The sequence below is a fragment of the Curtobacterium sp. MCBD17_040 genome, from assembly GCF_003234805.2.
Taxonomy (GTDB): domain Bacteria; phylum Actinomycetota; class Actinomycetes; order Actinomycetales; family Microbacteriaceae; genus Curtobacterium.
Genome location: NZ_CP126273.1, coordinates 3,174,547 through 3,188,216, shown reverse-complemented (window position 1 = coordinate 3,188,216; position 13,670 = coordinate 3,174,547). Strand labels below are relative to the sequence as shown.

Below are 13,670 nucleotides of genomic sequence, written 5' to 3'. Positions count from 1 at the left end.
TCCCTAACGCCCCCGGAGCGAAGCCGTACGGACCACTAACACCGCGGCCCCCGCCCGGCCGTCACGGGCGCTCGTGGAGGAGTCGCGCGACCTCGCTCCGTCGAGCGAGGTCGCGCGCGGCCTCCTCGGATAGCCGGCGCACCTGCCCGACGAGCCGACGGCGGTGGGTCTCTGCGCCCTGCATGATGCACTCGTGATGGGCGACCCGGTTCCGGAACCGTCGGAGGGTGTCGAGCGCGTCGCGCACGTCGGTACGGCTCGTTCCGACAGGGTAGGCCGAACGGAGATACGGCACCCAAATGGTCTTCTCATGCCGATCGCTCGCCAGGTAGGTCCAAAAGCCCAGAGGGAGTTCCGCGACGATGTGGTCCGGTCGGACGAATGGCCCCGCTGTCCGTCCTGCCCGCTCCTTGGCGGAATGCACCGTCTTGAGCGTGAAGGCGTTCGGGTCGTTCGACGCCCCCGGGCCACTGCGCCGATGGTGACGAGGGAACAGGGCGGAGAGGGTTCGAGGATCGGTCCAGTGGGAGTCGTTCCCGCGGACAGCTGGCATCAGTGCGGTGTCGAAGCTGTTCCGGAGTCCGACCTCGAGGTGGGCGAGGTCGTGGAGGAACGCGGCAGCGAGTCGAGCGTTCCAGTTGTACAGCGACCGGGCCCGTGCATGGTCATGTCCCGCGGCCTGCAGGTACCGCTCGAAGCGAGGGCGGCTGACCCATTCGAGGAACCAGACCGACGCCTGACCGTTCTGATCCATGTGATATTCTGCTGCCGAAAGCCCTCGTCGACCGCTGCTTGCATGTTGCCTGGGCCACGGAAGGAAGCTCCGGTATTCCGCCTCGGCGGACCCGGAGCTTCTGCCGTCTCTGGCCTTTGACCCCCGTCTCCCCTCACTGATACGTAATATATCGTTGGATCGTGGGCGCCGCGCGGGTCCACACGGCAGGATGAGCGCATGGAGCGTCGACGACCCGAGGCGGATCGCATGGTCCACGCCGACCCCTCGTTGCTCCGCCGCAGCGTGCGGTTCGCGACCGGACGGACCGGCAGCCTCAGCCGGTCCCGCGTGTTCGGTGCCTTCGCGTTGGTCGTCGTCGTCGGACCGTCGCTCACCGCACTGCTCGTCGCGATCCGGGCTCGAGGGGACATCACGGTCGAGGCGCTGGCGTACCAGCTCCTCGTGCTCGTCGCCGCGCTCATCGGCGGCGCGTGGCCGGCGGTGCTCGCCGCGGTGCTGTCCGGACTGTCGCTCGACTACTTCTTCGTCGCCCCGGTCCACCGCATCACGGTGCAGCAGCCGTCGCACCTCGTGGGCCTCGTGCTGTACGTCGTGAGCGCCGTGCTCGTCAGCGTGGTCGTGGACCGCTCGGCGCGGCACTCCCGCACCGCCCGCCGTGCCGCCGCGGAGTCCGCCCTCCTCACGGGCATCGCGGGGAGCGTCCTCCGCGGCGACGACGCCCTCGCCGCGCTCGTCGACCGCACCCGCGAGGCGTTCGGGTTCGACAGCGTGCTCGTCCGGCAGGACGACGACGTGGCCGCGTCGTCGGGGGCGGTACTCGGCACGCCGGACGTGGCCCGGAGCCTCCCGGGTGGTGGCGTGGCGGAGTTCCGGGGTGGCACGGTCGGACCGGGTGAGCGGCGCCTCCTGGCCGTCGTCGAGCAGCAGATCGACGCCGCGCTCGAGCACCGCGTGCTCGCCCGGGCCGCCGTCGACGCGGAGCGGATCGCGGCCACCGACCGGGTCCGGAGCGCCCTGCTCGCCGCGGTCGGACACGACGTGCGCCGCCCGGTGGCCGCGGCCACGGCCGCGATCGGCGGGCTCCGCGCAACCGACGTCACGCTGACGGAGTCCGACCGGGAGGAACTGCTCGCGACCGCCGACGAGAGCCTGCGGTCCCTCGCGGCGTTGCTGGCCGACCTGCTCGACGTGAGCCGCGTGCAGGCCGGGGTGCTCGCGGTGACGCCGCAGACGATCGCCCTGGAGGACGTCGTCGCCCCCGCGCTCGACGAGCTCGCACTCGGTCCCACGGACGTCGACCTCGACCTGCCCGCCGACCTGCCGTCCGTGTGGGCGGACCCCGTGCTCCTGCAGCGGGTCGTCGTCAACCTGCTCGCGAACGCGCAGCGCTTCTCGCCCGACGGCGCGCGGGTCCGCGTGGCCGCGACCGTCTCCGGAACGGTCGTCGAGCTGCGCGTCGCGGACTCGGGTCCGGGCATCCCGGCGGCGCAGCGCGAGGACGTGTTCCTGCCGTTCCAGCGGCTCGGGGACACGGACAATGAGACCGGGCTCGGCCTCGGCCTCGCGCTCGCCCACGGGTTCACCGAGGGCATGGGCGGCACCATCCGCGTCGACGACACCCCGGGTGGCGGGCTCACGGTCGTCGTCCGCCTGCCGATCGCCGCCACGGGCCAGGAAGGACATCGGTGAAGATCCTCATCGCCGACGACGACGCCCAGCTCGTCCGAGCCATGTCCGTCACGCTCGGCGCCCGTGGCTACGAGATCGTCACCGCCCGCGATGGCCGGGCTGCGCTCGACGCGGTGATCACGCAGCGGCCGGACCTCGTGCTCCTCGACCTCGGCATGCCGCGGCTCGACGGTCTCGGGGTGCTCGAGGCGCTCCGGGCGTGGACCCAGGTGCCCGTGCTCGTGTTGTCCGGCCGCACGGACTCGGCCGACAAGGTGGACGCGCTCGACGCCGGGGCGGACGACTACGTGACGAAGCCGTTCCAGATGGACGAGCTCCTGGCCCGCCTCCGGGCGCTCGGCCGTCGACGGGCCCCGGCCGAGGAGGCCCCGACCGTCCGGATCGGCGACCTCGTGGTCGACCTCGCCGCCAAGCAGGTGACGTGGGCCGAAGGCACCGGCGCCCCCGTGCGGCTGACGCCGACGGAGTGGCGGCTGCTCGAGGTCCTCCTGGCGCACCCGGATCGACTCATGACCCGTGAGATGCTCCTCACCGAGGTGTGGGGTCCGTCGCATGGGGGTGACAGCGGGTACCTGCGGCTGTACATGGCGCAGCTGCGGAAGAAGCTCGAGCCGGATCCGGCGAGCCCGCGGTACCTCGTCACCGAGGCGGGGATGGGCTACCGGTTCTCACCGACGGGCTGAACAAAGGCCTCCCGGGTGCGACGCACCATCGGGCGCCCCGTCAGCGGCAGGCTGAGCGGCGTCCACCGGAACACCTCGGTCGTGACGACCGCACCGATCACGACGAGGACGTACGCGATCGGCACGCGCAGGGCGGCCGGGTTCGACGGTGCCGTGATGCCGAGCGCGAGCAGGATCGTGATCATCGCCGGATGGCTCAGGAAGATCCCGAACGACCGGTCCGACGCCCACGCGAGCGTCCGGTCGTCCCACGAACCCGGGCGGCGGTGGTCCGCCCACCAGGCGCCGACGCTCAGCAGGGCGAGTGTCGCGACCGTGCTCCACACGAGCTGCACGGGCTGCATCTCGTCCGAGGCGTCGCTGAGGTCGAGGCCGATGTGACGGTTCAGCGCGTAGACGGCGAGGGCGAGCACGGCGGTGGCGGTGAGTGCGACCGCGAGGACGACCCGGTGCCCGCGCACCCACCTCAGCACCGCGTCGGCATGCGCGCCGGCGACGACGCCGCCCACGACGAAGAACAGGTAGCTCGTGAACACACTCGTCAGGGAGCCGTGCGTCCAGGCGACGGTCGCGGGCTCGTACCGCGCGACCCAGAACACCGCGCCCTGGACGAGGAACGCGACCGAGAGGAACAGCAGGTGGGCCTCGGGGAACCGCCGCACGGCCCAGATGAGCGCCGGGATCACGAGGTACACCTGCATGGTCACGAGCAGGAAGTACAGCTGTTCGGCGGCGTCGCCCCGCAGGAGTGCGTGCGCCCAGTCGACGAGCCGGGCGAGCGGGTCCCCGAGCGAGTCCGAGATCGTCGCGTTCAGGAACACGTACACACCGGACCACACGACGTACGGGACCCCGACGAGCAGGAACCGCCGCGGCCAGAACCGGCGGAGAGGCCGCGGCCGACGGAGCTGCCCGTAGGTGAGCACGAACGCGGTCAGCCAGAAGAACGCCCCACGCGTGAAGTGGAGCAGGGTGAGCAGCGCGTCCGTGACGACGCCGAACCCGCCGATGTAGTTGACGGTGTGGACGGCGATGACGCACGCGAACGTGAGGAGCCGGAGCACGTCGATCTCGTACAGGTGCGAGCGCGGCGTGGTCTGCGCTGCGGCGAGTTCGGGCTCCGACACCCGGGGCACGGTAGGCGCGACGGCTTTGCGGGACGTCCATCGAGCGCGACGATGAGCCACCGCGCCAGAGGTCCGACCTCGGGGTCAGGCGCCGCGCACACCGCCCCGCAGTAGCAGCAGCGCGAGGAGGGACAGCAGGAGCGCGACGACGAGCGCGACCTCCGGGTGGCCGATGAGCGCGAGCACGGCGACCGTCAGCACACCGACGACGCCCACCGCCGCGAGGCCCACCTGGCGCGCGATCCGGCCCGTGGGCTGGTCGCGGTCGGGGGACCGTGGGCCGAGCGGCCGGTCGTCCCGCCGGTCGTCCGCCAGGAACCCGACCACAGCGGCCGCGATGAGCAGTGGTGATGCGACGAGTGGGGACCACGACGGCGAGCCGGCGAGGACGAGGAGCCCGTCGACCACGAGGACGACGAGGAACGCGACGCTCCGGATCACCAGGGCCCGGCGCGAACGTCCGCCCGTGCGTGCCACGGTGTGACTACCGCGGGCCGGTCGTGTTGTCGCCGGCGCCGTTGTCCGACGCCTGGAACGGCAGGTGGATGTCACCCGCCTCGGGCTCGACGTCGCCGACGTCGTCCGCGCCGCCGGTCCCCGGCGCCGTCACGACCTTCGACGGGTCGATGCCGTCCTCCGCCAGGTCGGCGTCGTCGCGCTGGAGGTCCTGCGCGGCCTCCGTCTCGGCGTCGCTCGAGGGGCTGTACGCCGTGTCCTTCACGCGGTGGGCGTGGTCGCCGATGCCGTGCTCCTGCCGTCCGGTCGAAGCATCGGCCGCCTTCTGCAGCGGGCCGCGTTCGTCGCCGGCCCCCGTCTCGCGTGGTCCCAGGTCCGTCATGCCCGTCCCTTCCGTCTGGAGGCCCGACGCTAGTCCGCCGCGACGGTGGCGTCCGCAGGCCGCCGTACCCGTGCCCCTTGCTTTCCGTGTTGGAAACAGTATTGTTGCCGACATGGAAAACACCGACGAGAACCGGGCCTTCGGGCCGATCGACCCGCTCGCTGCCCGCGAAGCCGTCCGTGCCGCACGCGCCCGGATGACCGACCGGCTGCGCTCACCGTGGTGGTTCCACGCGCTGCACGGCCTCGGCATCGCCCTCACCGTCTACGGCGTGCGGAGCCGATCCGCGTGGGACCTCCTCCCGCTCGGCATCGGACTCGTCCTGTCCATCGGCCTGGCCCGACGCCGCACGGGCGTGGTCGGGTTCTCCCGGGCGAACCCCGACCGGTGGCAGTTCCTCCGCGCGGGCGCTCCCTGGTCCGTCATCGCCCTGGTCGTCGCCGTCGCCGCGCTCACGGCCTCGGTCGTGGTGCGCTCGTGGACCGTGCCCGAGGGCATCGTGGTGGCGACGGTCGTCGGGCTCGTGTCCGCCCTGACCGGTCCGCTCGCGGACGCGACCGCACGGCGGTACCTCGGGCGCCGCGACGCGTGACGGCACCGATGGAACCGACGTTCGACGCGACGATCCACGCGCCGCAGCGCCTCCAGATCTGCGCGCTGCTGGCACGCGGTGGCGAGGTCGAGTTCGCGACGTTGCGGGACGCACTCGACGTCTCGGACGCGACGCTGAGCAAGCACCTCCGGGTGCTCACCGACGCCGGTTACGTGGTGCTCCGCCGGGTCCAGCGCGACCGAGGCCACGCCCGCACCTGGGCCGGCCTGACGCGCGACGGTCGCCGTGCGCTCGATGCGCACTTCGCGTACCTCAGCGCACTCGCCCCGGACGCAGGCGACCTGGGCTAGACCACGCGCCAGTCGCGGACCAGCACGCCGAGCGCGCGGTCGAACGCCGCCTGCATGTCCATCTGCGGGCGGAGCAGGAACTGCATCCACAGCCCTTCCCAGAGCCCGAGGATGAGCTCGGCGGCGTGGTCCGCCTGCAGGTCGTGGGGCAAGCGCCCCATCGCGATGTCGTGTTCGACCGCGGTCAGGATGGTCTGGTGGAACGCCTCGTAGCGCGTCTGCAGGTAGGGCGCGCTCGGGTGCGTCGGGTCCATCGCCTCCGCGAGCACCATGACGAGCAACCGTGCCATCACGGGGTCGTCGAGGTTCTCCTCGACCAGGCGACGCATGAACTCGAGCACGCCGTGGTCCCGTCCGACGTCCAGGAGGTGCGCGGTCCGGAGGGTCTGCCAGTGGTGCAGGGTGGCCATGACGAGCCCCGGCCACGTGGGGAAGTGCTCGCCGACCTGCTCCAGGGTCATCCCGGCCTCGTCCGCGACGTCCCGCAACGTCGTGCGGCGGTAGGACTGGCGGGACAGCACCCGCAGGGCCGCCTCGACGATGCCGATGCGGACGTCCACGGCCGCGAGCGTCTGGGTGGCCGACTCGGTGGTGTCGGTCGTCGTTTCCATCAGGGTGGTCCTCCTGCGGTGGGCGTCGCGTCATGGGTGGTGCGCGGTCCTTCCATGCAAGCGGTGGCGGGAGCCTGTGGAAAGCGCCCGTTCTGGGGGTCAAGTTGCGGAATGGAACAACCCGGATCGCGGTTCGGGCCTCGTGTGAACCTCTTCGACCCCGCCCAGTTCGGCGACCTCCAGCTCCGCAACCGCATCGTCATGGCCCCGCTCACGCGCACCCGCGCCGGGGTCGACGGCGTCCCGAACGACCTGCTCGTCGAGCACTACGCGCAGCGCGCCGGGCTCGGCATGATCGTCACCGAGGGGACCTGGCCGGTGCAGGAATCCCGCTCGTACCCCGGCCAGCCGGGCATCGAGACGGACGAGCAGGTCGCCGGGTGGGCCCGGGTCGCCGACGCGGTGCACGCCGCCGGGGGCACGATCGTGATGCAGCTCATGCACGGCGGCCGCGTCTCCCACACCGACATCTCGCTGACGCCGCGCATCGTCGGCCCGAGCGCCCTCGCGGCTCCGGGTGAGGCACACACGCCGCTCGGCAAGGCCGAGTACCCGGTGCCGCACGCCCTCACCACCGACGAGGTGCACGAGGTCGTCGAGCAGTTCGTCGCCGCGGCCCGCAACGCGATCCGCGCCGGGTTCGACGGCGTCGAGGTCCACGGCGCGAACGGGTACCTGGTGCACCAGTTCCTCTCGCCCGCGTCGAACGAGCGCACGGACGAGTACGGCGGGACGCCGGAGAACCGGGCGCGCCTCGCGGTCGAGGTGACCGCCGCGGTGGCCGCTGCCGTCGGTGCCGGCCGGACGGGCATCCGCCTCTCGCCGGAGCACAACATCCAGGGTGCGCTCGAGACCGACCGCGACGACCTCGTCGCGACGTACACGGCCGTGGCCGAGGGACTCGCCCCGCTCGGGCTCGCGTTCGTCGACGTGCTCCACGCCGAGCCCGCCGGTGACTTCGTGCAGGGGATCCGACGCACCATCGGCGCGCCGTTCATCGCGAACAGCGGGTTCAGCGCGCCGACCACCCGGACCGAGGCGATCGGCCTCGTCGAGGCTGGTCTCGCCGACGCCGTCGGGGTCGGCCGCGCTGCCATCGCGAACCCCGACCTCGCCACCCGTTGGGAGCGCGACGCCGAGGAGAACACCCCGAACCCGGCGACCTTCTACGGCACGACGGCCGAGGGGTACACGGACTACCCGGCGCTCAGCGCCTGATCGCACGACCCGACGCCCTCCGACCGCGCACGGACGGAGGGCGTCGTCGCGTCCGGAACCGGACGTGACGACGGGCGCACGATAGCGTCGACGGCGTGAGCAGTCCCTCCACGACCGGCGGAGCCGCGACGCTCCGCACCGCCGTGCCCCTGACGGTGATGACCTACAACGTCAAGAACCACCACCACGACCCGGCACACGACTGGGCGGATCGCCTGCCGCTGCTCGTGGCGATCATCCGGCGGAACGACCCCGACGTGCTCTGCGTGCAGGAGGCGTTCCACGCGCAGATGGAGGACCTCCGAGCAGCGCTGCCCGAGTACGGCGACATCGGCCAGGGACGCGAGGGCGGCGAGCGCGGCGAGTACGCGGCGGTGTTCCACCGACGGGACCGCGTGGCGGTCGAGGAGGACGGCGCGTTCTGGCTGTCGGACACCCCGGACGCCGTCGGGTCGAACACCTGGAACACCTCACACGTCCGGATGGCGACCTGGGGGCGTTTCCACGACCTCATCACCGACGAGCGCTTCACGCTCCTGACGACCCACACCGACTACGTCCAGACGTCCCGGGGCGCCGAGGTGCGCCGGATGAGCGCGGACCTCATCGCCGCGCGCCTCGCCGATGCCTCCGGGCCGGTCGTCGTCACGGGGGACTTCAACGAGGGCGCGGGGCTCGCCGCGGCGTCGGAGCGCTTGGCGGTCGCGGGGTTCGCGGACGCCTGGACGCGCGCCGGTGCCGACGACCCCGTGTCGAGCTTCAACGGCTGGGAGCCGCCCGTGGACGGGGGCGTCCGGATCGACTGGATCCTGACGCGCGGACCCGTGGAGGTCGAGGGCATCCGCATCGACCACGACGACCCGAGCACCTGGTCGGCGAGCGATCACTTCCCGGTGGTGGCGCGGCTCGTCCTGGGCGTCTGACGCCCGCCCGCGAGATCGCACTCGTTGCCCCGCTCGGGAGCTCCAGAGCGGCAGCAGGTGCGATCTCGCGGGGACGGGTGGGCATCATGGCGGCGTGCCGATCCAGGTCTTCGACAGCCACCTCCACGTCATCGATCCGCGGTTCCCGCTCGTGCCGAACGACGGGTACCTCCCACCGCGGTTCACGGTCGACGACTACCGGACCCGCACGGCGGCGTTCGACGTGATCGGCGGCGTCGTGGTGTCCGGCTCGTTCCAGGGCGTCGACACGACGTACCTCCTCGACGCGCTGGACCGCCTCGGACCGTCGTTCGTCGGCGTCGTGAACGTGCCGACGGACATCGCCGACGACAGACTCCGGGCGCTCGCCGCGGCAGGGATCCGGGGGATCCGCTGCAACCTGTACCGCGGCGGATCCACGGCGGTGACCGATCTCGTGGCGCTCGGGCGTCGAGCGTGGGACGTCGCCGGCATGCACGTCGAGCTGTACCTCGACGCGGCGGATCTCGCCGAACTCGAGCCGGTGCTCCGGGCGCTGCCCCGTGCCTCCGTCGACCACCTCGGGATGACGCACGCGCACCGGGACGTCCTGCTGCGTCTCGTCGAGCGCGGGCTCCGTGTCAAGGCGACCGGGTTCGGCCGCGTGGACCTCGACGTGCGCGAGACCCTCGCCGCCGTCCACCGGGTCGACCCGCGCGCGCTCCTGTTCGGGACGGACCTGCCGAGCACGCGAGCGCGGCGACCGTTCCGGGACGAGGACGTCGCCGTGGCCGTCGAGGGGCTCGATCCCGACGACGCCCGGGCCGTGCTCGTCGACAACGCGGTCGCCTTCTACCGGGTCGGGACCCCGCTCGACTGAGACCGGCGCGGACTAGCAGTCGTCGGACGAGTGCACCGGCATGGGCGATCCGATGACGGCGACCTCGGTGCCCTTCGTGATCGCGGAGACGCCGTCGACCTCGGCGTCGGAGGCGTCCGGATCGAGGACCCAGCCCTCCTGCAGCACGATCTGCCAGTTCGCGCGGTCGCCCGAGGCGTAGGACTCCTTGTCGCGGCCCGAGGCCGTGGCGACGCGCTCGCGGATGTCGTCGCCGACCGTGACACCGTTGGGCCCCTGGAGGTGCACGGTGGCCCCCGACCGTCCGGTGATCGACGCCTTGAGCATGCGGATGTCGACGGCGTTCCCGCGGGTGGACGTCTGCGCGAGGTCGACGACCCGGAGGCCTCGGCCCCACGTGTACGACGTGCTCGCCGGGACACAGGTGCCGCCGTCACCCACCGCCGTGCGGGTGATCCGCGGCTTGCCGAGCAGCCGACGGAGGAGGCCCACGGTGGCGTCGCCGTCGGTCATCGGTGCGACCGCGACGAGGTCGTCGCCGTCGGACAGGCGGAGCTGCTCGGCGTCGAGTTCGATGACGTCGACGGTCCGCAGGCTGGCGGCGCTGATCGTCGTGTCGGTGCTCGGCTCGCCATCGGTCCTCAGGAGGCTGGCGGTCTCGACCACGCGCGGCGTGGCGACGGCAGCGCCTGCCCCGTCGGTGGTGGCCCCGGCGATCGCCGCGGTCCCCGGGGTGCTGCATCCGCCGAGCAACAGCGCGCCCACGACGAGCGTGGGCAGCAGCAGCGGTCGAGCGGTCACCACTCGACCGTAGGGGCCGTGGAGGCTCCCGTGACCGGCATTCATCGAATCGCAACGCCCCCGTGTCCGCATCGTGACCTGCGGACCGGTGTCGGCCCTCCGGGATGCGCGGACCGGGAGGCTCAGCGCCGGCCGTCGATGTCAGTGGCGGCCGGCGTCCTGCCGTGCTCCGTCGTCAGGTGCAGTCGGTGGACGGTGATGACCGTCGCGAGCCACCCGGCACCCGTCGTCCATCCCACCGCGACGTCCGTGAACCAGTGCGCTCCGAGCAGGACCCGGGACAGCCCGACCCCAGCGATCGTGGCGAGGGCCGACCCGGCGACGACCACCTGCGGTGCCTGCCGACGCTGCCGCAGCATGAGGAGGTACGCGACGATCCCGGCGATCGTCGTCGCATTGAGCGTGTGCCCGGACGGGAACGACGGCGACCGCTCGTACGGCGGGATCGCGTCACGACGGCCCGGCCGGTGGCGGTGGATGATCCGCTTGCCGGCGACGGTCATGCCGAGCGAGCCGAGCCCGGCAGCGGCGAGCAGCGTGAACGGCGCGGCCTTCCGTTGCTCGAGCGCGAACGAACCACCCGCTGCCGCCGCGAGCAGGGGCATGCCGACCGGGCCGAACCCGTGCGCGATCGCCGCCGCGGTGCCGTCGAGCGCGGGTGAGCGGAGCCGCTTGGCCAAGGCGAGCGCGGGCTGATCGAGGCTCGCGATGCCGTTGCGGTCGGCCACGTCGTCGTAGATCGTCGCCGCGAGCCAGGTCGCGCCGGCCGCGACCCCGCCCCCGACGGCGAGCAGGCCGATGAGCGCCCGGTGCGCGCCGACCCGGTCGACGAGCCGCTGGTGGCGGTCGGCCAGGCGTCGGCCCGCGGGGCTCCGCCACTCGGTGACGTCTCGCCGGCCCACCGACGTCGGACTGGAGGCGCGGTGGGTGTGGGTCACTCGTCGTCCTCCGTGCGCTCCCGCCCGAGCGTCGCGATGAGGTCCTCGTGCAGCTCCATCCACACGTCGTGGTACGAGCCGGACAGGGGCCGGGCGAGGGCGTCCCGGTCGCCTCCGCGGTAGGCCGTGATCGCCCGCTCGAGCCGCTCGCCGTACCGACCGAAGCGCGGGTCGACATCTCCGAGCTGAGCGAGCACGGCTCCGATCTGCCCGTGCACGACCTCGAGTCGCTCCGTGACGTCCGCTCCCGACTGCGCGTCCGCGGTGAGCTGCTTGACGTCGCGGTTCGGGAACAGGAACGACTCGTACACGTCCGCCACGGTGCTGCGCTGCGTGGCGCTGAGTCGGTCGCCCGCGAGGAGCACGGCGCGGGCGCGTCCGGCCGGCGTGAGCGTGTGCATGGCCCGACGTCCCCCGGTCGGCTGGGTGTGTCCGCGCTCGTCGGTGGCGGCGAGTGTCGCGTCGATCGCCGCGGCGTCGAGCCCGGTGCTCTCGGCGATCTGCTCGGTCGTGGCGAACCCGCGGACGCGCAGCGCCTGGAGGACGGCGAACTCGGTCTCGTCGGCGACGAGACCGGTCGAGGCGGTCTCGGGGACGGGGTTGCCCCACGACCCCGTGAGGAACAGTCGTGGGATCATCTCGGTCGCGACCCCGCTGACGATCGTGTCGTAGCAGGCGGCGACCGCGGGGTGGATCCCGAGGAAGTCGTGATCGGCGATGAGCTCGTCGAGCAGGCCGGCGGCGCGGGCGAACGGGAGCGCGAAGCCCGCGGTGTACGTGAGGGCGCCCGCCTCGATCTTCTCGCGGCGGTCCATGCTCGCGATCCGTCCGTACAGGGCGGCGGACTGCGCCTCGATCTGCGTGCGCAGGGCGGCCATGTCCTCGAGCGACAGGACGTCGATGTCGGACATGGGCGCGTCCCAGGTCGGTCGGGTGTACGCCGCCACGCCCTGGATGTACGGCACGTAGTTCGCCGGGTTCGTGAACGCGGTCGAGATGTCGATGACCTGGACGTCGAGGCCGGAGTCCGGGCCGAAGAACATCGCGGTCGTGACGGACCAGGGCAGCGGCGAGGCCGGGTCGTTCCAGTGCCAGGCGGGCTCGTTGAGGAAGATGTCGCGGACGAGGACGAACCCGCCGTCGTCGGTCGGGTAGGGCCCGTGATCCGACACACCGAGCCGGTTGTCGAAGTGGAGCAGGAACCCCATGAGCTCCGCGGCTCCCTGGAACCGCTGGAACGTCGAGCGGTCGGCGTCCACGCCCAGGGCGATCCGGTCCTGGCCGAAGCGGTCGATCCAGTCGCGGTCGAGGACCTCGGCACGGTACCCCTGCATCGACGTGAGGATCGGGCCGTCGCCCCAGAACCCGTTGTAGAGCCGACGGACGACGCCGAACGCGTCGCGGATCCGGTCGGCCTCGTAGTCGGCGTCGTGCAGGCCGAGCTCGAGCGCGATGCCCCGCCCGAACGACGGCGCGGTGGCGAGCGCCCAGATGTGCAGCATGTTGACCTTGGTGCCGATCTCGCGCTTGGCGATCGACGCGATGTCGACGACGCCGTCGATCCCGATCCGGTCCTCGATCGCACGGAGCCACCGCGGGTGCTGGAACCAGCAGTTCATGATCCCCATGGCCTCGTACTCCTGGCGGGGGATGAGTCCAGACTCGCCCTCGGTGGCGCGCGAAGCGAGGGCGTCCCACTCGTTCCAGGTGTAGTAGCGGATCGCCTCGTTGACCTCCTCGCGCGTGAGGTCGCGGTGGATCGACTCCGCGTCGGTGTACAACACCCGGGTGGTCATCTCGGCCTGCATGACGGCATCGCCCTCGGAACCCTTCGGCACGACGCCACCGAACTTCTCGAGCAGGAGCATGATCTGCGCCAACTCCTCCTGGCTCATCGCCGGGGCGGTGCTCTCGGGCGCCGGGGAGTCGTCGACGGGAGCACCGCGCTCGACGCTCACCGTGCCTCCCGGCCGCGACGACACGTCGAGCCGGATCCGCACGCCGTCGGCGGGGACCACCTCGCCGCGCGGCGTGCGGACGCCCTTGTCGAACGTGACCGACATCACCGCCGGGATGCCGTACTCGCGGCAGAGGATGCCGAGGTGGCTCTCCGGTGCGCCCTGCAGCGTGACGACCCCGCGGATGCCCGCGTTGAGCGCCATCGTCAGGAAGGTCGTGGTGCCGCCGCGGGCGATCACGACGACGTCGGACACATCGTCGAGGTCGGCGAAGGCGATGACGTCCTCGGGTGTCTCGAGCCACTTCGCCACGCCCTCGACGAGGTCGTCGGTCTCGTAGACCGTCAGGCCGGTGCCGACCTGCTCGAAGGTGGTCTCGTCGTCGGTGAGCTGCTGGGCCATGTCGG

The 13,670-nt window shown here is 72.2% G+C and carries 15 protein-coding genes; 7 read left to right on the top strand and 8 right to left on the bottom strand.

Features of this window, described 5'->3' with window-relative positions; all coding sequences use genetic code 11:
• Positions 1-61: 61 nt before the first annotated feature.
• The gene (locus DEI94_RS15010; RefSeq protein ID WP_111025870.1) at positions 62-754 is read right to left on the bottom strand and encodes an Abi family protein; all 693 of its coding nucleotides are present in this window, start codon (positions 752-754) and stop codon (positions 62-64) included.
• Between the two features lie 198 nt (positions 755-952).
• Between DEI94_RS15010 and DEI94_RS15005 the strand changes: the two genes are divergently transcribed.
• Complete coding sequence (locus DEI94_RS15005; RefSeq protein WP_111025868.1) at positions 953-2,425, top strand: sensor histidine kinase; 1,473 nt, start codon at positions 953-955, stop codon at positions 2,423-2,425.
• Positions 2,422-3,108: a response regulator gene (locus DEI94_RS15000; RefSeq protein ID WP_111012961.1), complete on the top strand. Its 687-nt coding sequence runs from the start codon at positions 2,422-2,424 to the stop codon at positions 3,106-3,108. Before DEI94_RS15005 ends, DEI94_RS15000 begins: the two co-directional genes overlap by 4 nt.
• Here the strand turns inward: DEI94_RS15000 and DEI94_RS14995 are convergent.
• The 3 genes from DEI94_RS14995 to DEI94_RS14985 form a co-directional block, all read right to left on the bottom strand.
• Positions 3,084-4,235 (bottom strand): acyltransferase, encoded by a 1,152-nt coding sequence (locus DEI94_RS14995; RefSeq protein ID WP_181441723.1) that lies wholly within the window; start codon positions 4,233-4,235, stop codon positions 3,084-3,086. The two genes, DEI94_RS15000 and DEI94_RS14995, sit on opposite strands and share 25 nt — an antisense overlap.
• A gap of 84 nt (positions 4,236-4,319) precedes the next feature.
• Complete coding sequence (locus tag DEI94_RS14990) at positions 4,320-4,676, bottom strand: hypothetical protein (RefSeq protein ID WP_111025864.1); 357 nt, start codon at positions 4,674-4,676, stop codon at positions 4,320-4,322.
• A gap of 43 nt (positions 4,677-4,719) precedes the next feature.
• Positions 4,720-5,073, bottom strand: a complete 354-nt coding sequence (locus DEI94_RS14985) for a hypothetical protein (RefSeq protein ID WP_111012963.1) — start codon at positions 5,071-5,073, stop codon at positions 4,720-4,722.
• Between the two features lie 112 nt (positions 5,074-5,185).
• On the opposite strand from DEI94_RS14985, the gene DEI94_RS14980 reads away from it, so the two are divergent.
• Together DEI94_RS14980 and DEI94_RS14975 are read left to right on the top strand one after the other, a co-directional pair.
• Positions 5,186-5,665 (top strand): hypothetical protein, encoded by a 480-nt coding sequence (locus tag DEI94_RS14980; RefSeq protein ID WP_111025862.1) that lies wholly within the window; start codon positions 5,186-5,188, stop codon positions 5,663-5,665.
• 8 nt (positions 5,666-5,673) lie between these two features.
• Positions 5,674-5,976, top strand: coding sequence for a transcriptional regulator (locus DEI94_RS14975; protein WP_111071948.1), 303 nt, complete (start codon positions 5,674-5,676; stop codon positions 5,974-5,976).
• Here DEI94_RS14975 and DEI94_RS14970 read toward each other — a convergent pair.
• A complete protein-coding gene (locus tag DEI94_RS14970; RefSeq protein WP_111010591.1) occupies positions 5,973-6,587 on the bottom strand; it encodes a TetR/AcrR family transcriptional regulator in 615 nt (204 codons plus the stop codon). The two genes, DEI94_RS14975 and DEI94_RS14970, sit on opposite strands and share 4 nt — an antisense overlap.
• A 144-nt stretch (positions 6,588-6,731) precedes the next feature.
• On the opposite strand from DEI94_RS14970, the gene DEI94_RS14965 reads away from it, so the two are divergent.
• From DEI94_RS14965 to DEI94_RS14955, 3 genes are all read left to right on the top strand, one after another.
• On the top strand, positions 6,732-7,805 hold the full coding sequence (locus DEI94_RS14965; protein ID WP_181434776.1) for an alkene reductase: 1,074 nt from the start codon (positions 6,732-6,734) through the stop codon (positions 7,803-7,805).
• A 95-nt stretch (positions 7,806-7,900) separates the two neighbouring features.
• Positions 7,901-8,728: an endonuclease/exonuclease/phosphatase family protein gene (locus DEI94_RS14960; RefSeq protein ID WP_111025859.1), complete on the top strand. Its 828-nt coding sequence runs from the start codon at positions 7,901-7,903 to the stop codon at positions 8,726-8,728.
• Between the two features lie 94 nt (positions 8,729-8,822).
• On the top strand, positions 8,823-9,587 hold the full coding sequence (locus DEI94_RS14955) for an amidohydrolase family protein (protein ID WP_111025857.1): 765 nt from the start codon (positions 8,823-8,825) through the stop codon (positions 9,585-9,587).
• Positions 9,588-9,599: 12 nt separating this feature from the next.
• On the opposite strand, the gene DEI94_RS14950 is transcribed toward DEI94_RS14955, so the two are convergent.
• The 3 genes from DEI94_RS14950 to DEI94_RS14940 all read right to left on the bottom strand — a co-directional run bounded on the left by DEI94_RS14950 (position 9,600) and on the right by DEI94_RS14940 (position 13,665).
• Positions 9,600-10,367, bottom strand: a complete 768-nt coding sequence (locus DEI94_RS14950; RefSeq protein WP_111025856.1) for a hypothetical protein — start codon at positions 10,365-10,367, stop codon at positions 9,600-9,602.
• Between the two features lie 122 nt (positions 10,368-10,489).
• Positions 10,490-11,305 (bottom strand): phosphatase PAP2 family protein, encoded by an 816-nt coding sequence (locus DEI94_RS14945; RefSeq protein ID WP_111025854.1) that lies wholly within the window; start codon positions 11,303-11,305, stop codon positions 10,490-10,492.
• The gene (locus tag DEI94_RS14940) at positions 11,302-13,665 is read right to left on the bottom strand and encodes a PEP-utilizing enzyme (RefSeq protein WP_111025853.1); all 2,364 of its coding nucleotides are present in this window, start codon (positions 13,663-13,665) and stop codon (positions 11,302-11,304) included. Before DEI94_RS14940 ends, DEI94_RS14945 begins: the two co-directional genes overlap by 4 nt.
• Positions 13,666-13,670 lie beyond the last annotated feature (5 nt).